17 protein-coding genes are annotated in these 24797 nt (G+C 63.3%); 7 read left to right on the top strand and 10 right to left on the bottom strand.

Annotated features, from left to right (window positions below):
* The first annotated feature begins 64 nt into the window (after positions 1-64).
* Complete coding sequence (locus PLH32_12985; GenBank protein ID HQJ65521.1) at positions 65-940, top strand: DUF3078 domain-containing protein; 876 nt, start codon at positions 65-67, stop codon at positions 938-940.
* Positions 941-1097: 157 nt separating this feature from the next.
* Here PLH32_12985 and PLH32_12990 read toward each other — a convergent pair whose 3' ends face one another.
* The 4 genes from PLH32_12990 to PLH32_13005 form a co-directional block, all read right to left on the bottom strand.
* Positions 1098-3209 carry a pitrilysin family protein gene (locus PLH32_12990; GenBank protein ID HQJ65522.1) on the bottom strand — a complete coding sequence of 704 codons (2112 nt, stop codon included), beginning with the start codon at positions 3207-3209 and terminating at the stop codon, positions 1098-1100.
* Between the two features lie 24 nt (positions 3210-3233).
* The gene (locus PLH32_12995; GenBank protein ID HQJ65523.1) at positions 3234-4718 is read right to left on the bottom strand and encodes a pitrilysin family protein; all 1485 of its coding nucleotides are present in this window, start codon (positions 4716-4718) and stop codon (positions 3234-3236) included.
* A 57-nt stretch (positions 4719-4775) separates the two neighbouring features.
* Positions 4776-5510 carry a nucleotidyltransferase family protein gene (locus PLH32_13000; GenBank protein ID HQJ65524.1) on the bottom strand — a complete coding sequence of 245 codons (735 nt, stop codon included), beginning with the start codon at positions 5508-5510 and terminating at the stop codon, positions 4776-4778.
* Positions 5511-5583: 73 nt separating this feature from the next.
* Positions 5584-6804, bottom strand: a complete 1221-nt coding sequence (locus tag PLH32_13005) for a galactokinase family protein (GenBank protein ID HQJ65525.1) — start codon at positions 6802-6804, stop codon at positions 5584-5586.
* 229 nt (positions 6805-7033) lie between these two features.
* On the opposite strand from PLH32_13005, the gene PLH32_13010 reads away from it, so the two are divergent.
* The 3 genes from PLH32_13010 to thrC are packed head-to-tail and all read left to right on the top strand — an operon-like array spanning position 7034 to position 10760.
* Positions 7034-8503: an aspartate kinase gene (locus tag PLH32_13010; protein ID HQJ65526.1), complete on the top strand. Its 1470-nt coding sequence runs from the start codon at positions 7034-7036 to the stop codon at positions 8501-8503.
* Positions 8503-9456 carry a homoserine kinase gene (locus PLH32_13015; GenBank protein ID HQJ65527.1) on the top strand — a complete coding sequence of 318 codons (954 nt, stop codon included), beginning with the start codon at positions 8503-8505 and terminating at the stop codon, positions 9454-9456. The genes PLH32_13010 and PLH32_13015 overlap by 1 nt, the downstream gene beginning before the upstream one ends.
* The gene (thrC, locus tag PLH32_13020; GenBank protein HQJ65528.1) at positions 9453-10760 is read left to right on the top strand and encodes a threonine synthase; all 1308 of its coding nucleotides are present in this window, start codon (positions 9453-9455) and stop codon (positions 10758-10760) included. Before PLH32_13015 ends, thrC begins: the two co-directional genes overlap by 4 nt.
* A 1-nt stretch (position 10761) precedes the next feature.
* Here the strand turns inward: thrC and PLH32_13025 are convergent, their stop codons facing one another.
* The 5 genes from PLH32_13025 to PLH32_13045 form a co-directional block, all read right to left on the bottom strand.
* The gene (locus tag PLH32_13025) at positions 10762-12333 is read right to left on the bottom strand and encodes a glycerol-3-phosphate dehydrogenase/oxidase (protein HQJ65529.1); all 1572 of its coding nucleotides are present in this window, start codon (positions 12331-12333) and stop codon (positions 10762-10764) included.
* 173 nt (positions 12334-12506) lie between these two features.
* The gene (locus tag PLH32_13030; GenBank protein ID HQJ65530.1) at positions 12507-13331 is read right to left on the bottom strand and encodes a succinate dehydrogenase iron-sulfur subunit; all 825 of its coding nucleotides are present in this window, start codon (positions 13329-13331) and stop codon (positions 12507-12509) included.
* Positions 13328-13693, bottom strand: a complete 366-nt coding sequence (locus tag PLH32_13035) for a hypothetical protein (GenBank protein ID HQJ65531.1) — start codon at positions 13691-13693, stop codon at positions 13328-13330. The genes PLH32_13030 and PLH32_13035 overlap by 4 nt, the downstream gene beginning before the upstream one ends.
* A 66-nt stretch (positions 13694-13759) precedes the next feature.
* Positions 13760-14194 carry a succinate dehydrogenase, cytochrome b556 subunit gene (locus tag PLH32_13040; protein HQJ65532.1) on the bottom strand — a complete coding sequence of 145 codons (435 nt, stop codon included), beginning with the start codon at positions 14192-14194 and terminating at the stop codon, positions 13760-13762.
* Between the two features lie 24 nt (positions 14195-14218).
* Positions 14219-15937, bottom strand: coding sequence for a succinate dehydrogenase/fumarate reductase flavoprotein subunit (locus tag PLH32_13045; protein HQJ65533.1), 1719 nt, complete (start codon positions 15935-15937; stop codon positions 14219-14221).
* A gap of 152 nt (positions 15938-16089) precedes the next feature.
* Between PLH32_13045 and PLH32_13050 the strand changes: the two genes are divergently transcribed.
* Together PLH32_13050 and PLH32_13055 are read left to right on the top strand one after the other, a co-directional pair.
* Positions 16090-16509, top strand: coding sequence for a hypothetical protein (locus PLH32_13050; GenBank protein ID HQJ65534.1), 420 nt, complete (start codon positions 16090-16092; stop codon positions 16507-16509).
* A 431-nt stretch (positions 16510-16940) separates the two neighbouring features.
* On the top strand, positions 16941-19958 hold the full coding sequence (locus PLH32_13055) for a hypothetical protein (protein HQJ65535.1): 3018 nt from the start codon (positions 16941-16943) through the stop codon (positions 19956-19958).
* 25 nt (positions 19959-19983) lie between these two features.
* On the opposite strand, the gene rfbA is transcribed toward PLH32_13055, so the two are convergent.
* Positions 19984-20853 (bottom strand): glucose-1-phosphate thymidylyltransferase RfbA, encoded by an 870-nt coding sequence (gene rfbA, locus PLH32_13060; GenBank protein HQJ65536.1) that lies wholly within the window; start codon positions 20851-20853, stop codon positions 19984-19986.
* Between the two features lie 782 nt (positions 20854-21635).
* Here rfbA and PLH32_13065 point away from each other — a divergent pair.
* Positions 21636-24668, top strand: coding sequence for a T9SS type A sorting domain-containing protein (locus PLH32_13065; GenBank protein ID HQJ65537.1), 3033 nt, complete (start codon positions 21636-21638; stop codon positions 24666-24668).
* Positions 24669-24797: the final 129 nt, after the last annotated feature.

Raw genomic sequence — 24797 nt, forward strand, 5'->3', positions numbered from 1 at the left:
TCCGCGCCACTAAAAGTGCTTGACGCACCCTGTACCGCCTGTTTTGGAAACCATGGAGGCCATTATGAAAAAGTTGATCTGTATGATGCTCTTCTTTTCCCTGTCCGCCTGGGCGCAGGAGACCGCCCCGGCGGGTGCCGCGGCGGCGGATACCGCCAAGCCGGCGCCCCCCTGGACGCACAAGCTGGTCGGCTCCTTGCTCGGCAACCAGGTCTCTTTCACCGACTGGAAGCAGGGCGGTGAGGATGCTATCGCCTGGAATCTGCTGCTCGACGGCAAGTCGGCCTTGGAGGCGGGGAAGAACAACTGGAGCACCTCCTATATTCTTGGGTTCGGCAATACCAAGCTCGGTTCCAAGAGCACCCGCAAGACCGATGACCGCTTCGAGGTGCAGAGTATCTACACCCGTAAATACAACTTGTTCGTCAATCCCTATGTAGCGGCGACCTTCAAGACCCAGTTCGCCCCGGGCTATAGCTACGACGCCAAGGATGTGCGCACCCAGGTTTCACGCAGCTTTGATCCGGCCTACCTGACGCAGACGGTCGGCATCGGCTGGCAGACCCTGCCGCAGGTCAAGATCCGTCTCGGCGCCGGCTTGCGCGAGACCCTGGCCAGCAATTACGCCGCGATCTATACCGATGACAAGAAGACGAAAGACAAGCTCGAGAAATCGGTGGTCCAGGGCGGCGCCGAGTCGGCGGTCAATGTGGACTGGAAGCTTTCGCAGAACCTCCTGCTCACCTCTCTGATCGAGAGCTTTACGGGGTTCACGGATTTCAGTCACCCAATGCTGCGGACCAATACCGCGCTGGCCGCCAAGGTCAGCAAGTATGTCACGGCGATGTTCAACGTGCTGACGATCAACGAACCGCGGGTCTCGCCACGCGCTCAGGTCAAGCAGGCGGTCTCGCTGGGGTTGAACTATACCTTTTTTTAGCGGCTGAGCCGGCCCTTTCCGGCGCCCCACACTCTGGTTCCCACCCGGCGGGCCCTCGCGCCCGCCTCAATTAAAAAGCCCTGTGCAACCGCACAGGGCTTTTGAGTTCGCGCCCACCCGGAAATCGGTGTACGCGGGCCTGAACCGCATTTCCGCCTCATTTCTCGAAAACGGTGAGATCCACCGGGCCGTCCAGCACCGCTGTCTCCAAAAGGGTCTCCGAGACCTTTTGCCCCTTCTCGAATCCCAGGGTCTTCCAGGCCACCTGAATGCCATTCACCGGGCGATATTCCTCATAGCGCTCCTCCACCTCGGTCGGGCCCTGCTGGCTCAGCGTCGTATACTGGATGGCCAGCGGCAGGTGCGTCGCCGCATCGATGAAGAGATGATAACTGAGCTTGCCTTTGGCGACGATCACCTCCTGCGCCGGCTTGCCCAGATAGCCCGGCTCGCCCACCCACTGGACCTCGAGCGCGCCGAGCTGGCGGGCGAGCATGAAGGGGTCGCGGAAGAGGTTCTCGATCATGTTCTGTTTCACCGGTTCAGGAGCCGGCATGCTCCCCTGCGGCGCCACCAGCAACCCCTTCTCCCCGTTGAGGATCATCTTGATTTCCCCTTGCGGCAGCTTCATCACGCTGCAGCTTTTGTCCGGAAAGACCACCATGATTCTGGCGTTCATGGTCATTTCGCCCATCGGCGAAGACTGCACCAGTTTTGCGGTGTATTCGGCGCTTGTAACCGCGGCGAGCTTGTCAACGCCGCCCATGGCCTCCAGCATCGAGAGGACCGCCGTCTTGCCCCGCTCCCTGGTCTCGGCGGTGGCCTCGGGCATGGCGGCGCCTCCCGGCACCGGGATGGCGATGTCGATCTCGTTCACAGTTCCGAGCGAGTTCAGCGGCTCGCCGAATTCGGACGGATTGCCGACTACCAGAATCTGCACCTCCTCCGGATGGAGATATTTCTGCGCAACCTGCTGCACATCCGCCACCGTCACTTTTTCGATCTGCTGACGCAGCCGCTGCAGGTAATCCAGCGGCAAGCCGGTGAAGGCATATCCAGCCATGCGGCGGATAATCTCATCCTTGCTATCGAAATTGAAAACATAGGAGTTGAGCCAGCTCTCGCGGGCATAGCGCAGTTCCTCCTCGGTCACCGGCGTGGTAGCCATCAGCTTCATTTCGCGCAGCATGGAGTGGATCGCTTCGACCGTGCGGCTCGATTTGGTCTGCAGCAGCATGTAGAACATGCCGGGATAAAGTACATTAGTGCCATACGCTCCGGAGACATGGTAGGCCAGCCCTTCAGTGGCGCGCAGGCGGTTGAAGAGCCGGCTGGAAAAGCCGCCGCTGAGGATCTCATTCATCATCACCAGCGCCGCTTCGTCCGGGGTGTTCTTGAGCCCGCCGATATGTCCGAGCCAGATATTGCTCTGGTTGACATCGGTTTTTGCGACGAGATTGACCGTCTGTTTGAAGGCATACTCCACCTTGGGTGCCTTGGGCAAGGGCGAGGTGCCCGCAGGCCAGGCCTCGAAGGTGCGGCGCAGCTTGCTGAGCATCTCGGCGGTCTTGAAATCCCCCCAAACCGCCATCACCATGCCTTTGGGCTGGACGTAGCGCTGATGGAAGGCGATGAGGTCATCGCGGGTGATGGCGTCGATGGTGGCATACTCCTCATCGCGGGCGTAGGGCGAATCGGCTCCGTAGATGAGCTGGGTGTACTCGCGCCGGGCGATCTGGTTGACATCATCGTTGCGCCGGGAGATGCCGCTCTTGTACTCGATCCTGGCCAGTTCGATCTTTTCGGGTGGAAAGGCGGGATGGCGGAGGATATCGGCATAGATGGCCAGCACCTTGTCGAAATGCTCCTTAAGGGTGGAGAGGCCGGCGCTTCCTTCGAGGAGGCCGATGCCGGTTTCCACTGAAGCGGCGATCTTTTCCAACTGCTCATCCACCTGGTCGCCCGGCATGCTCTGGCTGCCGCCGGTGCGCATCACCATGCCGGTGATCCCGGCCAGTCCGGCTTTCTCCGCCGGCTCCCAAGCCGATCCGGCCACGAAGCGCGCTTCCATCTTGATGAAGGGCAGTTCGTGGTCTTCGAGCAGGAAGAGACGAAGGCCGTTATTAAGGGTCACCTCTTTGGGCTGCGGGATGGTGACATCATTGAGCTTGCCGTATTGCAGATTTTTGTAATAGGTCTGGCCGGAGGAGAGCGGGGCCAGGCTGAAGATCAGGGCGAAAAGGATCAGCCCCGGGACCATTCTGATCATGTTTTTCATTCCTGTGCCCTTTCTTTAATTGGCTTTAGCCGGGGGAACGATCTCCGCCGCGGTGCAATTGCGTTTGGTAAAGATGGCGGCGGCCACGCGCTGGATGTCGGCGGCCTGGATGGCTTCGATCTTGGCGACGCGCGTGAACATCTCATGATAGTCCTGGAAGCGGATCTCGGCTTCGGCCAGCTGCTGCGCCAGACCGCTGTTGGAATTGAGCCCCTCGAGGAAGCCCGCCTTGGCGCGGGTCTTGACTGCGGTCAGCTCTTCGGCTGTCAGCGGCTCCTTTTTTAGCTTTTCGATCTCCGCCAGGATGGCCGATTCGCACTCGGCGTTGGTGTGGCCCTGCGCCGGCACCGCCAGAAAGATATAGAGATTGGGATACTTGTCGGCGATCCCCGAGACGGCCAAAACCTGGACGGCGATTTTTTTCTCCTTTACGAGGCTCTTATAAAGGCGGCAGGTGCGGCCGCTGCCAAGGATGTCGCTGATCGCATCCAGCACTGCTGCATCTTTTGAATAGATACTGGGGCGGTGATAGCCGAGGATGATGATCGGCTGCATCGCATCCTCCACCTCGATGCGCTTCTGCCCGAGCTGTGCCGGCTCTTCGGTGAAGACCGGAGTCGGTGCGGCGCCCTTGGGCAGACGGCCCCAGTAGGTCTCGGCCATTTTGATCACCTCGGGGGCTCTGACATCGCCGACGATAGCCACTACCAGATTGGCCGGATTATAATGGGCCTTGAAATATTCGATCGCATCCTGACGGCTGAAGGTCCTGAGATCGGACATGTGACCCACCACCGGCCCGCCATAGGGATGCGCCTTGTAAGCTGCGGCGAAAAACTCCTCCAGCAGTTTGCCGATCGGCTGGCTTTCAACCCCGAGCCGCCGCTCCTCCTGGATCACCTGCTTCTCAGTGTAGAATTCGCGCAGGACCGGGTTGAGAAAACGGTCCGATTCGAGCGACATCCACAGTTCCACCTTGTTGGAAGGAAGGTTGTAAAAGTAGACGGTCTGGTCGTAGCTGGTAAAGGCATTCAGGCCGGTGCCGCCGGCCATCTCGACGGCCTGGCCCAGCTCGTTGGTGACGACGTATTTCTTGGCCTCTTCGATGGCCGCCTTGTGGTCTGCGGCGAGCTGCTGCAGCCTGGCGGAATCGGCGAGCGCCCCTTTGGCATACTCGTCACGCCAGGCGTAAAAGGTCTCATCCTCCCGGGCCATCGCTTTGAACTCAGCGTCGATATCCTTCGTGCCGATGGTGCGGGTGCCCTTGAAGGCCATGTGCTCGAAGACGTGGGAGATGCCGGTGATGCCGATCCGCTCATTGACCGCGCCGACATCGGCATAGGTGACAAACGAGACCACCGGAGCGTCGTGGCGTTCGAGGATCAGGATCCGCAGGCCGTTGTCGAGCGTGTGTTTGACCACCCGGTTCTGGAGGTCAAGATAGCCCTGGGCCTGCAAACCGGCGGCGGCGAAGAGCAGCAGCAGGATAGTTTTTCGCATGGTTCTCCTCCTTGGTTAATTCATATCCTGTCAGGCGATCTCCTCCGGCTCCGGAGGTCAGGCCGAAAAAAGCTTGTTCACCGCTTCGTAGGAGTCGAGATCGCCGATGTCATAACGCCGGCCGGGCAGCACCCAGGCGTGCATCGGGGTGCGGCGGCAGAGCCAGGCCGCGAGGTTGCCCGGGGCATCGGAGCCGCAACCCTCCGCGAGCGCGTTGCGGATGAGTCCGAGATCGCTCGCGCGGTAGAGATAGAAGGGCGGAACGGCCCAGTGCGAGGCCGGATGCTGCGGTTTCTCCTGGATCGCCTCGACGCGGAAATCCGCATCCGCGATCAGTACCCCGGTCTTTTGCAGTGCAGCCCGTGAGGGCTCGTGATGGCAGGTGATGCAGCTCGTTGCTTTAGTCTCGGCGTAGTCCACCAGACCGCGGAAGGAAAAATCGACGACGTTGTCTCCGGCGAGCACCAGCAGATCCTCATTCAATTGCAGGGTCTCGATAACATGGAGGAGGTCGCGGACCGCGCCGAAGCGGTTCTCGTTTGAGGTGGTGCCATCGTTGACCAGGACGAGCTCTTTCGCATAGCGGCTCCGCCTTTTCCACTGCTCAAAGTGGGGGAAGAAGGTGGCGTTGGTAACGACGATATGGCGGCGGACGGCCGGGATGGCCTCGAGGTCTTCCAGGAGGCGGTCGAGGATGGCGCGGCCGCCGACCGGCAGCAATGGTTTGGGGAAGTTTCGGGTCAGCGGGTAGAGGCGCGTCGCATAGCCCGCCGCGAGGATCAGGCCATTCATCGCACCTCCTCTCTTCTCCCAACCTTCTCGCGCCCACCCGGCGCCGTGCGCGCCGGCTGCCCGCTGCTGTGGCTCATGCCGGCGCCCCGACGTGGCCGGCCCCGTCGGCGGTCTTGCAGACATGGGCTGAGTACTCTCCCTCCAGCCGCGGGAACTTGTCCAGGTAGCGAGCGCCGACCGAGCGCATGATCTCTTCGCGCCGGGCCGGATCCGCGATCGCCACGCAGCACCCCTTGAAGCCGGCGCCGCTGAAGCGGCCGCCGTAGATGCCCGGCGTATCGCGCATGATCTCGTAGAGGGCGATCATCTCCGGGCAGCCCGATTCCCACTGCTGGATCGAACTCAGCCCCGAGGCGAACATCACCTGGCCGAAGTGGACGATATCGCCGGCCTGATAGGCCGCCACGGCCTCGTCGACGCGGGCGAACTCGGACATGTAATGCGAAGCGCGCCGGGCCAGCGGCGCCGGCAGCTTGTCCTTCCACTTCTCAAAGATGGCCTGATCGACATCCCGCAGGCGCGTTTCCGCAAGCAGGCCATAGGGCAGCCCCTCGTACGCGAGGAGATCAAAGGCCGCCACCTTGCACTCGTCCGTGCGGGTGTTGTAGCCGGTCTGCATGAGGGTTCTGGTTAAGCCACTGAAAAAAATAAGAATATCGAATGGCGGCATTTGCGGACCGGGCGGGATCAGACGGTAGGATTCATCCTTGGTGTCGAGGTAGAGCAGGTGATCCTTGCGGCAAAGCACCTCGCAGCTTTGATCGAGTTTGCCGAGGTTGAGGCCGATGTACTCGCGCTCCGCCTCGAAAGCCAGCTGGATGAGCTCGAGTTCACCGACATCGATTCCGTTGACGTCGGCGAGGGCCATGATATAGCAGAGCAGCACCGCGGCTGAGGAAGAGAGGCCGCCCACCGGCAGAGAACCTGAGATGAGCCCCTGAATGCCCACCTTCAACTTGTGCTGTTTGGAAAGGGCGTAGATGGCCGCCTGGACGTAGCGGCCCCAATGGCTGTATTTGTGGGGAACATTCTCGAGGGGAAAGAGCACCTGCTCCTCAAAATTGCGGCTGAAAAGGTTGATGACAGCCGTTTCGGTCGGCACATAGAGGAGATCGACGCCGTGGTCGAGCGCAAAACCGGTGACATGACCATGCTGATGGTCGATATGGGCCCCAACCGGGCAGACCCGATAGGGGCTGTAGACGTGCCGGATCTCCGATTTGCGTGTCCCCGGAAAGAGAGAGTGGAAGTGTTTGAGCATGATCCGTTCGCTTTGGCTATGAGAGTTGGACATAGGAATTTTGCCCCCTGGGCAGAGTCTGGCCTCTTACAGTTTAGGCAATATTCCGCTGCAATTCAAGGGAAAAAATCGCCACGGCGGAGCCGGGTGGGAACGAGGGGGGAGAAGCCGCGGGCGCGAGCGGGATCGGAGCTGAGAGCCGCGGTGGTTTTTGCTTGACATAATGACCGTGATCCAGTATATTGCAATCTTTAAAGCAAATCCTCATCCGGAACGGGGCTGTATGAAAATTCTGAAATTCGGCGGCAGCTCGCTGGCCGACGGTCCGCGCATCGCGGCGGCTACCGCCATTATCGCGGACGCCGCCGCGGCAGACTCCATCGCCGTCGTCTTCTCGGCCATGCAGGGGGTGACCGACCGGCTCATCGCCGCTGCGCGCCAGGCGGTCAAGGGCGCCGAAGGGGGGCGCAGCGCCCTCGAGGAGATCCGCGCCCGCCACCTCGCCGCCGTGCGCCACCTCTTCGCCGCCCCCGGCCAGTCGGCGGTGATCGCCCCCCTGAGCTTCCTGCTCAATGAACTCGAGGAGATACTCCACGGCATCGAGCTGATCCGCGAATGCTCGCCGCGCACCCTCGATCTGGTGATGAGCTTCGGCGAGCGCCTCTCCTGCACCCTCGCCGCAGCCCATCTGCGAAGCCGCGGGCTCGACCCCCTGCTCCTCGACGCCCGCGAGCTGATCCGCACCGATGCCGCTTTCGGCGCGGCGGGCGTCGATTTCCCGGAGACCTACACCCGCATCCGAAGCCGCCTGCAGGGCCTCCGGGGCGTCGCCGTCCTTCCCGGCTTTATCGCCGCCACCGCCGACGGTGTCACCACCACCCTCGGCCGCAACGGCTCGGACTATACCGCCTCGCTCGTCGCCGCCGGGGCCGGCGCGGCGGTGATCGAGATCTGGACCGACGTCGACGGCGTCCTCTCCGCCGATCCGCGTCTTGTCCCCGACGCCTACGTCATCCCCGAAATCAGCTACGAGGAGGCGATGGAACTCTCCTATTTCGGCGCCAGAGTGCTGCATCCCTACACCATGCTGCCGGCCGTGGAGAAGGGCATTCCCATCCGCATCCGGAACAGCCTCAATCCGGCGGCGCCGGGCACCTTGATCGGAGCGCCGCACCACCTCGAGGGCCGCAGCAACGGCCGGGATGGGGAGAACGGCCACCCCATCACCGGCATCGCCTCCATCGAGGACATCTCGCTGGTCAACATCGAGGGCGGCGGCATGATCGGCATCCCCGGCATCGCTGCCCGGGTCTTTTCGGCTCTCGCCCGCGAGCGCATCAACATCATCATGATCTCCCAGGCCTCCTCCGAGCATACCATCACGCTGGTACTGCGCAGCGGTGAGGCCGCCCGCGCCCTCGCCGCCCTCGAGACCGAACTGGCGATGGAACTCTCCAGCCGCCGCATCCAGGCCCTCGAGCGCATCGACGAACTCCTCATCATCTCGGTGATCGGCGAAAAGATGCGCGGCAAGCCCGGGCTTGCCGGCCGTCTCTTCACCGCACTCGGCGAAGCGGGCGTCAACATCCTCGCTATCGCCCAGGGCTCGGCCGAGCGCAACATCTCCATCGTCATCGAGGAAAAGAACCACGCCCTGGCCCTGCGCGCCATCCATGCCGCTTTCCTCGCCGCGCCGGTAACAGCGGCCGGCCGCCCGGCGGCGGAGCCACCCGCCGGCAGGAGAGAGGCCTGATGGAACAGATCCGCGTCTTCGCGCCGGCCACCGTGGCCAACGTCGCCTCCGGATTTGACGTCCTTGGTTTCGCCCTCGAACAGCCCGGCGACGTGGTCACCTTGACCCGCACACGCCTGCCCGGCGTGCGCGTCACCGCCATTCACGGCGACCAGGGACGTCTCCCCTTCGATTCCGGCAAGAACACGGCGGCGGTCGCGGCCGGAGCCCTGCTCGCGGCGATCGGCGATCCCTTCGGCCTCGAACTGGTTGTGGAGAAGCGCATGCCGCTGGCCTCGGGACTCGGCAGCTCGGCCGCCAGCGCCGTCGCCGCGGTGACCGGCGCCAACCTCCTCGCCGGCAGCCCCCTCGGCAAAGAGCAGCTGTTACCCTTCACCCTGCTCTCCGAAAAGGCCGCCTGCGGATCGGCCCATGCCGACAATGTCGCGCCGGCGCTGCTGGGCGGATTCGTCCTAGTGCGCAGCACCGAACCCCTTGATATCATCCAGCTGCCGGTGCCGCCGGGGCTGGCCTGCGCCGTCGTCCATCCCCACACCGAGGTGCGCACCGAGGATGCCCGCCGCATCCTGCGCAAGGAGATCCAGCTCGCTGTGGCCATCCGCCAGTGGGGCAATCTCGCCGCCCTGGTTGCCGCGCTCTACCGCGGCGATCTCGAACTGCTCGGCCGTTCCCTTCAGGATGTAGTCGCCGAGCCGGTGCGCTCGGTGCTCATCCCCGGCTTCGACGCGGTCAAGGCGGCCGCGCTCGCCGCCGGCGCCCTGGGCTGTTCGATCTCGGGGTCGGGCCCCTCGGTCTTTGCGCTCTGCGCCGATCTGGCGGCTTGTGCTTCGGCCGGCGCCGCCATGACCGCCGCTTTCCGGCAGGCCGGCCTGGCCTCCGATCTCTATATCTCGAAGGTTAACACCGCGGGGCCGAAGCTCCTGGAGATCCCGGGAAACGGGGGCGCGGCATGAAATTCGCCAGCCGCCTGCATCCGCACGATCCGGTCAGCTTCCGGGAGGCCCTTTTTTCAGGTCTCGCCCCCGACGGCGGACTTTACCTTCCCGTCGATCATCCCGATCTCTCCACCCTCATCGCCGGATTGGACGAGAGTGTCACTTTTGGCGATCTGGCCGCCGCGGTCAGCGCGGCCCTGTTCGCCCCGGAGATCGATGCGGCGGCGGCGCAGCGTATCGCGCGCCGCGCCTTTTTCTTCGCCCCGCGCCTGGTGCGCCTTGACGGCCGTATGCTCCTCCTCGAACTCTTTCACGGCCCCACCTGCGCCTTCAAGGATTTCGGCGCCAATTTCCTCGCCGCCTGCATCGAGGAACTGCTCGCGGGGGAGCGCTGTCAGATCCTGGTCGCCACCTCGGGCGACACCGGCAGCGCTGTGGCCCACGCCTTTTACAACCGCGCCAACATCGACGTCATCCTCCTCTATCCCTCGGGACGCGTCAGCGCCTTGCAGGAGCAGCAGCTCACCACCCTCGGCGGCAACGTTCACGCCCTCGAGGTCCGAGGCAGCTTCGACGACTGCCAGCGCCTGGTAAAGGCGGCCTTCCGCGACCGCCGCCTGCGTGCCACGCTGCGCCTGACCTCGGCCAATTCGATCAACATCGGCCGCCTCCTGCCGCAAAGTTTCTATTATCTGCATGCGGTGTCGCAGCACTCCACCCTCCGTCAAAAGAGACCCTGGTTTTGCGTACCCAGCGGCAATTTCGGCAATCTCACCGCCGGACTCTACGCCTGGCACTGGGGGATGCCTGTGGCCGGCTTTCTCGCCGCCACCAACATCAATGATGTCGTTCCCGATTATCTCAAGTGCGGAGTCTTTTCGCCGCGCCCCTCGCGGCACACCCTGTCGAACGCCATGGACGTCGGCCATCCCGGCAACTTCGAGCGCATGGAGCAGCTGTTCGCGGGGGACTGGCGGGCGATGAAAACGGTGGTGAAAAGCGGAGTGGTGAACGATGAGCGGACCCTCTGGAGCATGAATCAGATGCACCGCCGCTTCGGCGTGCTCGTTGATCCCCACACCGCGGTGGGATGCGCGGTCGCAGAGGATTTTATCGAGGAGAAGCCGCGGCGGGACGCGCAGGTGGTGATCCTCGCCACAGCGCACCCGGGCAAATTCGCTGAAACAGTGAAGCGGGCGACAGGAGAGGAGCCCGAACTGCCCGAGCGGCTGGTGCGCTGCCTCGCCCTGCCCAAACAGTCGGTATCGATGGCGCCGGAGTTGGCAGCGCTCTCGAACTATTTGCTTGAAACGTTCGCTTGACCTATTCCACCAGGTATCCCCTCGCAAGGGCTGAATAGGCCTCGACCTGCCCGCGAGTCCAGGCAGCATCCCTCCCCAACTCCCGCGCCATGATCTCCGCGACCGCCGGGGCCGCCTCGATGCTGCTGCGCGCGTCGAGAAAGAGGGCTCGCACCCGGCGCGCAAGAAAATCCTCCACCGTCCGCGCCATTTCGTGCCTCACCGCCCAGGTCACCTCCCCCTTCAGATAGGGAAAAGCCGGATGGAGCCGCTCACGACCGGCCGGCTCCTCCGCCAGCACCGTCTCCTCCAGCACCCCCCGGTCCGATCCGTAATAGCTCAGCGGAGCGTCGAACTCCATATTGCGCAGATAGCCGTGCACCGGCAGGGTTTTGGTGATGCACGCCTTTTCGGGGAGACCGCCGACCTGCACCGCCTTGTCGATGGCATCTTCGGCCATCTTGCGGTAGATGGTCCACTTGCCGCCGGTCACGGTGATCAGGCCGGAGGGGGAGATGAGGATCTGGTGCTTGCGGGTGACATCCTTGGTGGGGCCGCTCTTCTCCTCGGGGACGGCCAGGGGGCGCAGTCCGGCGAAGACGCTGAGGATGTCCGAAGGGCGCGGATCCTTGCTGAGATAGGCCTCGCAGGTTTTGAGGATGAACTCGATCTCCTCGGCCGAGGCCCGCGGCTCCAGCAGCGGCTCCTCGACCTCGGTGTCGGTGGTGCCGACGATCACCTTGTCGTGCCAGGGGACGGCGAAGAGCACGCGGCCGTCCGAGGTGTGGGGGATCATGATCGCCGCCTCACCCTGGAGAAAAGAGTGGTCCAGGACGATATGGACGCCGCGGCTGAGCAGGACGGCGCGGTGAGCCTCCTTTTCAGCCATGGCCTGGATCTCGCCGACGAAGATCCCCGCCGCATTGATGATCGCCCGGCCCGAGGCGTGAAAGGATTTCCCGCTCTCCACGTCGAGCAGGTTGACCCCGTCCAGCAGCCCGTCCGGATCCCGGGTCAGCCCGGTGGCCCGGAGGTAGTTGAGGCAGGTCGCGCCGTTGTCAACGGCGGTCTGGGCGAGATTGACCGCCAGACGGGCATCGTCGAACTGGCCGTCGTAATAGATCACGCCGCCGAGCAGCCCCTTTTGGTCGAGATTGGGGATGGCGGCCAGGGTCTCCTCCCGGGAGATCTTTTGCGAGGGGCCAAGCCCCATCTTGCCGGCCATGATGTCGTAGAATTTCATGCCGACATTGTAAAAGGGGCCTTCCCACCACTCATAGAGCGGGATGATGAACGGCTGGTTGCGGACCAGGTGGGGGGCGTTCTGCATCATCAGTCCGCGCTCGTGCAAGGCCTCGAAGACCAGCGAGAGGTCGCCCTGGGCGAGGTAGCGCACCCCCCCGTGGACGAGCTTGGTGCTGCGGCTGGTGGTGCCCTTGGCGAAATCGGCCTGCTCGACCAGCAAGGTCGTGAAGCCGCGGCTGGCGGCATCGACCGCGCAGCCGAGACCGGTCGCCCCGCCGCCGATGATGATCACATCCCAGATTTTACCGGGCTCGGATGTCAGATTCTGCAGAAATCGGTCTCTGTTCATGCACTTTTCCTGACTTTGGACGCCTTCTCGTTCTCTCCGTCTGGCCGCCGCCTCATAGCCGACCGGTCATTCGGGCGGGAACCAGAGCGGGCCGTAAACACCAGGGGCCTGGCATGTCGACCACGCCAGGCCCCTGGGTAGATACAATCAGCAGAAAGCTGCAGGCCGGCCGCTCACACCGAATGCTCCGGGGCCTTCGGAACGCCCTCGCGCGGCGTCCAGTTCTCCACCGGCGGCGCCACCGCGGTGCCATGCTGCTCCTTGCATGCGCCGAGCTTTTGCCGGAACATGTACTGCTTCATCAGCTGGATGGCAAAAGCCGGATCGACTCCCTTGGGGCAAACTTGCGAGCAGGCACCGGCGAAATGGCAGCGGAAGGCGCCATGGCCGGAAAAGACCTCCTGCGAGCGTGCGGCCGCCCCCTCGTCGCGGCTGTCGGCGATATAGCGCCAAGCCTGCGCCAGCGCCTGCGGGCCGAGATAGGACTCGTCGGTCGCCACGGTCGGACAGGCGGCCAGGCAGGCGCCGCACTTGATGCAATAGGCGAACTGGATATAATTGATCAATTCCTCCTGGCTCTGGAAATACTCGCCGGTCGGATGTTCGAGTTCCTCGACCTGCTTGCGGATCAGGTAGGGCTTGATCGCCGCGTGTTTGGCGAAGAAGGGCTCGAGATCCGGCACGAGATCGCGGATGATCGCATAGTTGGGCAGCGGCTTGACCACGACCTTGGCGCCGCCGAGGTGGGCGACCTGATTGGCGCAGGCCAACCGCGGCAGGCCGTTGATGAACATCGCACACGAGCCGCACACCCCCATGCGGCAGGACGAACGCCAGCTCAGAGTCGGGTCGAGATTCTCCTTGATCCAGAGCAGACCGTCGAGGACGGTCAGTCCCTTGGGCGCCGGCACTTCGTAGCTCTGCATCCGCGGCTTGGCGTCCGCGCCGGGGGTGTAACGCAGCACTTCAAAGGTCACTTTGCTGGGGGCTTCGCTCATGACGCCACCTCCTTCATTTGATAGACCGCGATGGCGACATAGGTGCCATAGACGAAGAGAAAGAGCCCGCCGATGAGAAAAAGCCAGGTGATCAGCTTCTGCGTCCCCTTGCGCAGGTTGAGCTCGAACAGAATGGTGCGGAAGCCGTAGAGGCCGTGATAAAGCGCCGCGCCGAGCAGCAGAATATAGGTCACCATGAAGAAGCCCTGCTGACTGCGGGCGATGACCGACTCCCAGCCGGTGGGATCCATATACAAGCCGAGGATTTCATCGAGGTGCATGATCGCCATGTGCAGGCCGAGCAGCACCAGGATCACCGCGCCGGCGATGATGTGCCAGAACCATAATGTGGATTCACGCATTCGCAATTCTCCTTATCCGGAAACACTGCTAACGGGGGAGAGCTTCCCGCCGCCACGATTCCGCGCTTACTCGAACAGATCCACGCCGCCGGCGATGATCAGCACCGCCGCCAGCACCATGACCACGATCAGCACCGGGCGCTGCCTCATCACGGCGCTGCGGTAGGGATAGAGCGGCCGCGTCGGCTTGCCCATGAGGAAACCCAGCTCGGTCAGACCGAGACGAATGCCGTTGAGGGCGTGATAGGCGAAAGCCGCATAGACGAGGTACTCGCCGAATTTAAAGAGGTTGTTTTCGAAAAAGCCCATCTCGGCAGCCCACTTTTGGGCGCCGCCGAGGCGCGAGCCGGTGACGAAAATATGGAGGACAAAATAGAATAGTATTCCCATGCCGGTGAGGCGGTGCAGGGCATAGGCGTAGCGCTCCAAGCCATAGCGCCCGCCGCCGAGCCAGCCCCAGAGGCCGAGTTTGTTGGGGTAGTGATTTGCGCGTTCTGCCATAGGTCAATCCTCATCAAGATCGGGTTAGTACTTGCGCTCCACCGGTTTCCACTTGGTGATGGTCACGGATTTGTAGTCGAGTCTGGGGCCGGAGGGGGTATGGAAGGCCAGGGTGTGCTTGAGCCAATTCTCGTCGTCGCGCACCGGAAAATCGCGCCGGGCGTGGCCGCCGCGGGACTCGGTGCGGGTCAGGGCGCCGGTCACCATCACCTCCGCCAGATCGATGAGGTTCTGCAGCTCGAGGGCGTGGGCGAGGTTGGTGTTGTAGGCCTTACTCTTGTCGGGGATGGCGATGTCGGCAAAACGTTTTTTCAGCGACTGGATGATTTCGAGGGCTTTGCCCAGTTCCTCGCCGGTGCGGTAGACGCCGACGTACTTGTCCATGGTGGCGCGCAGTTCCTTACGCAGATCGTAAAGATTCTCCTTGCCGTTCTTGCCGAGGAGCGAGCCGAAGATCCGCTTCTCCTCCTCCTCGAAGAGATCCTTTGCCAGATCCGGCGGAGCGCTCTGGGAGGCGCAATATTTGGCGGCCTCGGCCCCGGTGATCTTGCCCCAGACCAGGCATTCGCCGGTGGAGTTGGAGCCGAGGCGGTTGGCGCCGTGGAGGCTGACGCAGGCGGCCTCGCCGGCCGCCCAGATGCCGCGCACGCGGGTGGCGCCGTTGATGTCGGTCTCGACGCCGCCCATCGAGTAGTGGGCGACCGGCCGGCAGGGGATAGGTTCATCGATCGGTTCGAGGTCATTGAACTCCATGCAAACCTCGCGGATCAGCGGCAGCCGCTCGTTGATCTTGTCGGCCCCGAGATGGGTGAGGTCGAGATAGATATAGTCGAGCCCGCCGGGTCCCTTGACGCCGCGCCCCTCCTCGATTTCGGTCATCTCCGAGCGCGAGATCAGGTCGCGCGGGGCCAGCTCCATTTTCTGCGGGGCGTATTTCTCCATAAAGCGCTCACCCTTGGCGTTGATCAGAGTGCCGCCCTCGCCGCGACAGGCCTCGGTGATGAGGATGCCGGAGGGGACCAGCCCGGTCGGATGGAACTGGAGGAACTCCATATCCTCGAGGGGCAGGCCGGCGCGGTAGGCCAGCGCCAGTCCGTCGCCGGTGACCGTCTGCGAGTAGGTGGTGAAGCCGAAGAGGGTGCCGGCGCCGCCGGTGCAGATGATCAGGGCCTTGCCGCGGATCAGGGTGAACTCGCCGGTGGTCATGTTCATCGCCGCCAGGCCGCGGAACTGCCCGCCCTCGACGAGGATGGCGGTGACGAAGAACTCGTTGTAGTGGGTGGTGTTGTTATACTTGAGCAGGGTGTCGTAGAGGGTTTGCAGCTCGAAAAAGCCGGTCTTGTCGGCGGCGAGCACGGCGCGGGGGTAGCTGTGGCCGCCGAAGGGACGCTGGGCGATTCGGCCGTCGTCGCGGCGGGTCCAGGGAATGCCCCAATGGTCGAGCTGGAGGATCTCGCCGGGCATGGTGTTGACGAAGAGGTCCACCACATCCTGGTCGGCGAGGAAATCGCTGCCCTTGACGGTGTCCCAGGCGTGCAGCTCAAGGCTGTCACCGTCCTCGGTACGCATGACCGCGGCGGTGCCGCCTTCGGCCGCGACCGAGTGGGCGCGCATCATTTGGTTCTTGGTGACCACCGCAATATCGATCTTGCCTTGGGCCTGGCGTGAGGCCTCGATGGCGGCGCGCAGGCCGGCCAGTCCGGCTCCGAATATGACGAGATCATGGGTCAAAACTTTTGACATGCATCTCCTCCTCTGTTAAGGCGGTGTGATACAACGGCAGGTATGGTATAGGGATGATGATCTTGGGGGGTGCAGCGATGTGGCGACGCCTGCTTCATGCGGGATGGGCCTCAAGTTCATGATCAAGGAAGCATTTCAAGTTAGGATTCTAAATGGATTATGTCAAGGGAAATCTGCACCTCCTTGCGGCTTCGGCCCCCCGGGCCTCCAATCTGGCTCCCACCCGGGCGCCCCCCGGCGCATTCTGCCGGCACAAGACGCTCGCCGGACGCTTTGGCTCTTTTCCCAAACATCAGCAGCTGCAGATGGTAGCCAACGAATTGAACCGGGCCAGCCATCTGCTGGATGATCCCCGGGAATACCGTTACTGCCTGGAGCGCGCGCTGGAATTGCTCGATCTGCTCTCCGGTCAGATGCATTGGCGCCCCGCTCTGCGCGAGCTGCGCCGGGCGCGCCAGTTCATCGCGCAATGCTATATCGGCCCGCAGCCTGGCCTCTCTATGGCTCCAGTGACGGCCGGCCTGTATACTCTTCCCGCGTCAATCCAGGCCAGCCTGGGCCTGGCCCCCTGACGCTCCCTGAAGCCAAATCCGCACGTAGCACCAGGTGGTCGACGCAGCGGAAGGTGATCCAGGCATTGTCCACCGTGTCGCCAACGGTGCGCCAATACCCGGCGGCCAGCACCATTATCGCCAGGGCCAGCATCGGCCCGAAACGTCGCATCTGACTCGTATCGGCCATGCTCTTTTCTCCGCCCCGCCACACACTTCGGTAATATTAAAGTATTTTTCGATTTTCACCAATCATTTCATGTGCAGCGCCGCAAAAAAGGCGTATAACTAAAGCGTTGACAATGTCGCGGCAAAAGTGTAATTTCACGGAGTCTGCGAGCTGGCCCGGGTGGGCACGAAGTGTTTGCGAGTGCGCGAGCTGGCCCGGGTGGGCACGAGCATGTTGTGGGTGGGTGCGAGATTTCGGACGCGAGAAGCTTTCCGGAGGAGCGATGGATGACCAACTGACCCGCCTCAAACGGCGGGCGCAAATCCTCGGCAACCATTACCACAAATATCTTCACGTCATCGATAAAAGCTACGACGGCCTCTGCGCCCGCCTCGAGGTGTGCCGCCTCTGCGAGAGCGTCCATCTCTGGCAACGTCCCTTCGATTACCGCGCCGAGATGCGTCTGGTCGCCGGCCTGGGCCGATCCCAGGAGGAGAAGCTCGCCGACCTCGGCTGTTTCTTCGCCCTCCACTTCCTCCAGCTCAACCTCAACGCCCTCGACACCATGCTCCTCGACGTCGCCCGCGTCGAGGCCCGGCTAAGCGTCTTCCGCGCCTTCATGCTCCACGTCGGCCATGAGGTGCGCCAGCTCGTCGCCGGTTACATGACCGAGCTGCTGCGGATCTTTTTGCCCGATACCTATCCGGGCGATTTCGTCTTCATGGGCGTCGGCACGCGCTCCGACCAGGACGATATCGACGTCGGCGTCGTCGATAGCGGCCCCGAACTCCGCGGCCAGCTCACCAGCGCCATCGCCCGCCTCAACGGCGAGATGCTGCGCAAGGCCATCGTCACCCACTACCACCTTTCCGAGAACGTCTGCCGCGAGGCCTCCTTCTCCGCCTCGATCGCCGATTACAACGCCCTGCTCGATACCGAGATCCACGATTTTGTCATCATCAACGAGATGCTCGGCGCCGCGCGCATCCTCGGCAGCCGTGCGCTCTTCAGCGATTTCCTCCGCCAGGTGACCAGCCGCTACTATTTCCAGCCCGACCGGCCCGAGCTGCATAAATTCCATGAGGGCTACCTGCGCGGCATCACCGGCGAGATCCGCTCCTTCATGTTCAAGTCCTTCGCCGACGACCGCCTCGATCCCAAGGTCGACGGCCTGCGCATGATCAAGGCCAGCCTCTTCGCCGCCAAGACCATCTTCAACCTCCGCCAGGTCAACGCCTGGGCCCTGATCGACGCATTGCGCCTGCGCGACAAGCGCCGCGCCCACCTCTACGAAAAGCTCGATGTCAGCCTCACCTATCTCGAGGTCTTCCGCTTCCTCTACCACCTCCTGGTCAGCCAGGAGGAGGAGATCTATGTCGGCGATCCGGCCACGCGCGACAACCTCGCCCTCGTCGCCGGCTATATGGGCTATCAGCGGACGGGCACAGCCGCGGCCTATGACTTTTTCCTCGCCGATTATTACGCCAAGGCCCGGCTGGCCAAGGGGACGGTCCGCGAACTCCTTCCCGACGTCATCACCCATCTCGGCACCATCACCACCTTTGGCCGCCTCATGCACCGCCGCAAGGTGACCCGCTCCGGCGAGACCCGCGTCGGCAACCTCGCCGTGCGCTTCCTCGAGGAGACGAAATTCTTCCGCGGTACCCGCTTCTGGGATGATATCATCGCCGTCCTGCGCCGTGAGGATCACGCCCTCCTCGGCCGTCTCGTCAACGACCTGACCGCTGATCCGGAGCGGACCGAGGCGCTGCTGCAGGGATATATCGAGTGGGGCTGGAACTCCTTCATCGCCCTCTTCTCCTTCCTCAACCTGCTTTACCGCCATCCCGGCGGACGGCCGCTGCACCGGCGCATGGTCGAACTCTTTTTCGAACGCTCCATCGGCACCGAGATCGTCCAGCGCTTCGCCACGGTCTTTAAATATGTGCCGCACGAGGTCCATGCCTTCCTCGGCAGCCTCACCGGCGAGCAGCAGCGCCGCTTTCAGGAGATCATCGCCGGGGCGCTCTGGGACACCCGTCTCGTGCCGGCGCGCAATCGTCTCAGCTACCTCGCCGGCCTCCATTACGCCTCCTCGCGCTACCTCAAGCGCATCACCAACCGGGTGCTCGAACAACACCCCGCCGTCTACCGCCTGCTCGACGACCCCGAGCGGCTGCAGGAGTTCGGCAAGGGGCTGCTGGCGGAGATCAACCGCACCCCCGCCTACCATGAGCGGCTGCATGGCATCGCCGCCTGGCACGATTTCGAGTTCTTCCGCTGTTGCCTGCTGCTCTTCGGCAACGCCACTTCAGGCCAGATCGCCGACGAATTCATCTACTTTTCCGACACCTATATCCGCCTCCTTTATGATACCTGCAAGCAGCGGGTGGACGAGACCGGACGGCATCCGCGCCGCGAGCGGCCTGCCCTGGCGATCCTCGTCACCGGGGGGTATGGCCATATGCTCGCCTTCGACGACGACCACGACCTGATCATCCTTCTCGATTCGGAGGAGCCCGGCGACCACGCCTATTACATCGACATCCTCAAGCGCATACACCGCGAGATCAGCCGTAGCGGGATTCTGCCGCACTACCGCCTCGGCGACCATTTCGGTTCGTTCATCTGCACCCCGGCGCAGATCCGTTCGCTGCTCGGGCCGGAGAATGCGGAGCGTTTTATCGATATGTCGCAGCTGCTGGGGGCGAGGATGATCGTCGGCGGACGCCGACAGTGGGAGACTTTTTACCGGGAGATCGTGCAGGAGGTGATCCTGGCGCAGAAGGAGGCTTACATTGCGGCGATGCTGGAGGAGATCACCGGGCGGCAGCGGTTTTGCGCGCACGGCCTCGCGCCGGCTCCTGCCCACCCGCCGGCTCCCACCGGGCCGGAGGGGAGCCACGCGGCCGCGCCGGCCGGACTGAACCTCAAGGAATTACCCGGCGGCCTGCGCGACGTCGAGATGCTGCTGGACATTTTTCGCGCCCGGTTCGAGATCCACGAAAACTCGAACTACCGCCTCTTCAAAAAACTCGAGGCCATCCTGCCCGCGCACGCCGAGGCTCTCGAAGAACTCTCGCGTCACTACGAACTGCTGCGGCTGGTGCGCAATCTCAACCGCCTCGCCGTTGCGGCCGACGACCAGGTCGATCTGGAGCACCTCCACCCCGTGCTGGAGACCTGGCGGATCCGTGGACTGCGCGAGAAGCGCCCCGAGACCCTCGAGGCGCGCATTCAGCGCGAGCTGAAGAGGGGGGAGGAGATCATGCAGGAGCTGATCGGGGAGGTTTTGGTCTGAACAGGCGGGAGCCTCCAGCCTGTTATTACACCAGCGATTTCAAATATTTGCCGTATTCATTCTTCTCCAGCCGCCGAGCCTGGGCGAGCAGCTGGCCGCGGTCGATCCACCCCTTGTTGAAAGCAATCTCCTCGAGGCAGGCGATGCGGAACCCCTGCCGCTCCTGGATGGTCTTGACATAGGCCCCGGCGTCGAGCAGGCTCTCATAGGTGCCCGTGTCGAGCCAGGCATACCCGCGCCCGAGGATCTCCACCTGCAGCCGGTTGCGCTCGAGATAGACCCGGTTGACGTCGGTGATCTCGAGCTCGCCGCGCGCCGAGGGCTGAATGCTCTTCGCCACCCGCACGACCTCCTGATCATAGAAATAGAGCCCCACCACCGCGTAATTGCTCTTGGGCTGTTTCGGCTTTTCCTCGATGCTGAGGGCACGGCCGGAGGCGTCGAATTCGACGACGCCGTAGCGCTCGGGGTCCTTCACCTGATAGCCGAACACCACACCGCCACCCTCGCGCTCGATCCGCCGCACCGACGCCTCCAGCAGGCCGCTGAAATTGTGGCCATAGAAGATATTGTCGCCGAGGATGAGACAGGCGCTGTCTCCGGCAAGGAACGCCTCGCCGAGGAGAAAGGCCTCGGCCAGGCCGTTGGGGGCGGGCTGCACCTTGTAGCTGATGCTCAGACCGAATTGCGAGCCATCGCCGAGCAGCTGCTCGAAGCGCGGCAGATCCTCGGGGGTGGAGATGAGCAGGATCTCCCTCAGTCCGGCCAGCATCAGGGCGGAGAGGGGATAGTAGACCATCGGCTTGTCATAAATGGGCAGAAGCTGCTTGCTCACCGCCTGGGTGATGGGATAAAGGCGGGTGCCGGCGCCGCCGGCGAGAATGATGCCTTTCACAGGAGACTTCCTTTTTATTGAATACGTACCTGCAAACCCCCGGCTGTGCGTAGCGTGTTGCGGAACAGAAAATCTCCGCCTCGACCGGGTTTAAAATAACAAACTTTTATCTTCCATGCACCAGAAAAAATAATCTTCTAGAACGATCCGGGACGGCGCGGTAAAAGCCGGCGGGGTGGAGACGAGATGGAAGGGGGCCGCCGGGCCCGTGGGGCGGGGGCCGGATGGAGGTGGGCGCCAGCCCCTCCCGCATCCTGAAAAATAATGTGCAAAGAATGAACATTCGCTTGACTTTGACCGGCCTAACGCGTATATTAATAAGTGACGAAAAACCGCTAAATAAGTTAATTTTTTGAAATGCGGATATACTTCGTCACTTTCGACGTACCTGGGGCAGTGTTTCTCTGCGGTTTAGGGGTTGATGTGCATACGTCGACTTTATCGGTCGTACTTTAACCGCGGCGTTTTTCCAGACCGGTTCCAAGCCCGGCGGCCATCCACCCGGGCCTGGCACACGCTGGAGCGCCCACCGTTGTCCGCTTCACACAGTCCGGATAACGAGATCGGGCGCGCGTCGCAGCACTAACCGGGCAACCGGGACCACAGGGAAGTGTTGCCATGACCTCGGGCACTGTCGGCCTCTTTTTCCCCATCCGCAGCGCGGGATGCCTGCTCTCCGGCTCCCGTGCCCCGCATCGGCTCCAGCGCTACGCCTCCGGTCTTGCCAACTCCTGCTACGTTCCCGCAGCTGCCTGCAAGTCTCACGAACAAAGGAGCCTAGCATGACCAAGTATCTACTCTCCATTCTCAGACCAGGAACGCTGGCCGTACTGCTGACGTTGCTGGTTTGGCCCGCTGCCGCTGCGGTTCTCCCGTCCGCAGCGCCCGTGGTCGACGGCCAGATCACGGATTGGAACCTTACCACCGACTGGGTGTCCCAGATGCACCGCGCCTGGAAGGCCTCCAAAGAGTATCAATCCGACCTCTATCTGCGCTACGACTGCGCGACACAGACCATGTTCGTCCTGGTCCTGACCCGGACCGGCTATCCCGGCCTGCTCGATCCCACGCTCAGCTGGATCAAGGCGACCGATCTCGGCAATGCCACGATCGTTTCGGGCACCTCCGACAACAACGGCGTGCCCCCCGATTTCGCCTGGGTGGGCGTGGGTTTTGACGGCAATCCTAACCACGTTCAGGGTTTTGAAGCCTCGTTTCCACTGACACCCGGCCCCCACACCATCAAGGCGCACATCGAGATCGAAGACAGCGGCCCGCAGACTTCGGGCACGCCCACCGATGTGGCCACCAACTATACCTGCGACGCGCCTCCTCCTCCTCCGCCCACTCCGACCTATGATTTCGGCGATGCCCCCGATACCTTCGGCACCCTGCTCGCCAGCAACGGCGCCCGCCATCAGATCGTCGCCGGCTTTTACCTCGGCGCGGGGATCGATGCCGACAGCGACGGCCACCCGAATGTTGCCGCCGCGGGCGATGATGCCGCCGACAGCGGCGATGAGGACGGCGTTCAGTTCCTCACCAAACTGACCGTCTGCAAAACCGCGGTCATCAAGGTGACCGCCTCCATGGCCGGCAAGCTCGACGCCTGGTTCGACTGGAACAGCGACGGCGACTGGAATGACGCGGGCGAGCAACTCTTCGTCAGCCAGACCCTCCATGCCGGATCGAACCTGCTCCAGTTCACCGTGCCCTGCACGGCCGCCGCCTTCGCACCGGTCTACACCCGCTTCCGCTTCAGCAGGGCCGGCGGATTGACCCCGGTCGGGCTGGCCGTCGACGGCGAGGTCGAGGATTATCTGGTCCAGATCACCGAACACCACGACCCCATGGGCTATTTCTATTGCGAGACCACCGGCGAGATCCTCCCCGGCGGCCTGATCGAGGTCTCGGGCCCGGGCGAGGTCATCATCCTTCATGACGGCAGCACGGGATATTATGAATTCATCACCGACGGCACGGCCGGCGTCTATACCATGACCGTTACGCCCCCGGCCGGCTATCCCCTCAGCACCAGCTGCCTGCCGCAGGCTGGACCCCTGGATCCCTCCGGCCAGCCCGATCCCTATGTCCTGGGCTCCGGCCCCGACGCTGCCGGAACGCACTTGCTCGACTATTCCTGCCCCGGAAATCCCTATTATGTCAGCTTTAATCTTGCGCCGGGCGATCCCTTGATCCATTTCAATAATATCCCCCTGCAATGCCCGCAGGAACCAACCCGGCCGCAGGTCGGCATCCACATCAAAAAGTACACCAACGGCCAGGATGCCGATACCCCCTCCGGACCGGTCCTGCTCCTCGACGACACCGTGACCTGGACCTATGATGTCAACGGCATCTTCGAGCCGCAGTCGGAGGCCGCTATCGACGATGTTCAGGTGGTGGATGACAACGGCACCCCCGCCACTACCCTCGACGATTTCAGCCCCGCCTATGTCAGCGGCGATGACGGAGACGGGCTGCTCGAACCCGGCGAGACCTGGCATTACCAGGCTACCGGCCATGCCCAGCTCGGCCAGTATGCCAACCTCGGCTCGGTGACCGGCCGCTTCTGCTGGCCGGCGGAGTCCGCGCCGGGCGCCGAGTTCCCCGAAATGGAGTGCGACACCCTCCGCGCCAGCGACCCCAGCCACTATTACGGCGAGCTGCGCAACACCGTCAAGCCCGACGATTTCGTCGTCGCCCTGACCTTCAAGACCGCCTCCGGACAGGCCGTGGGCGACGTCCTCGCCTATCTGCAGGTGCCCGGTGAGCAGGAGTGGAAGGTCCTCAGCAGCGCCGAGATCAGCCTGCTCTGGGGCCGCCATCCCCACAACGCCCTCTTCCGCGGCCTCTTCCCGGTCCCGGGCGGCACCTATCACTTCAAATTCATCGCGCCCGCGGGCTATCAGTTTGCCGGACCGGACGGGATGGATCTGGACGTGCCGGATGCCAGCGCCTATTACTCCGTCACCGGTCATGAGTTCATCCTGAATCCGACGGCGGGCGCGGTCGCGGCCGCACCGGCTACGACGCCTGCGGTGGCCGCCAACGCCCTGGTGCTGGTCCAGGGCTCCCCGGCGCACCGCAGCGAATCCTGGAGCAAGGCGGTGGATGGCGTGACCGCCGGCTGGGAGGGCACCGCCACCGTCCGTCCCGATGACTCGGGCGCGGCCTGGGCGCTCTTCCGCTTCGGCGACGAGCAGCTCTATCGCTTCAATTATATCACCCTGCAGACCGACAACGGCGTGGACGACGATGCGGTCGCCGACCGCCAGGCGGTGCGTTTCGAGGTGCTGGTCTCGACGACCGGGACTGAGCCCGGCGATTTCACCAGCGCCGGCGCCTTCCGGGTCAAGCATCCCGAGATGACCTGGTACCGTCTCAACAGCACCGTGGCCGCCAAATATGTCCTGCTCAAGGTCACCGAGCCGAAATGGGGCGACGGCGGCTGGATGCAGGTGGTCGAGTTCGGCGTCAATACCTCCGAGCGCAAGGGAGCGGTTCCGGCGGAAGCCACGGCCGAGACGGCTGCGGTTACGGCCGTGCCGGCGGCGCATGCCCTCCAGACCAACTATCCCAATCCCTTCAATCCGGAGACGACGATCTCCTGGCAGCTGGCCGAAACCGCGCTGGTCTCGGTACGCATCTACAACCTCACCGGCGAGGAGGTGGCCGTGCTCGTCAACCAGGAACAGCCGGCGGGATACTACAAGGTGACCTGGAACGCGGCCGCGCTGCCTTCGGGTCTCTATTTCTGCCGCTTCAATGCCGGCAGCACCACCGCCGTCAAGCGGATGCTCCTGCTCAAGTAAAGAGAGGGGCTTCGCGCTCCTGACCCGGAGGTCAGGAGTAGATCCACCCGAGTCCTCAAGGCCGGGAGCATGGCGGGGGGGCATGCTCCGGCCTCACTTGTTCCCGCCCACCGGGGGGTGGGAGGGAAC

The sequence above is a fragment of the bacterium genome (genome assembly GCA_035419245.1).
In the GTDB taxonomy this organism is placed as follows: Bacteria; Zhuqueibacterota; Zhuqueibacteria; order Residuimicrobiales; family Residuimicrobiaceae; genus JAKPUX01.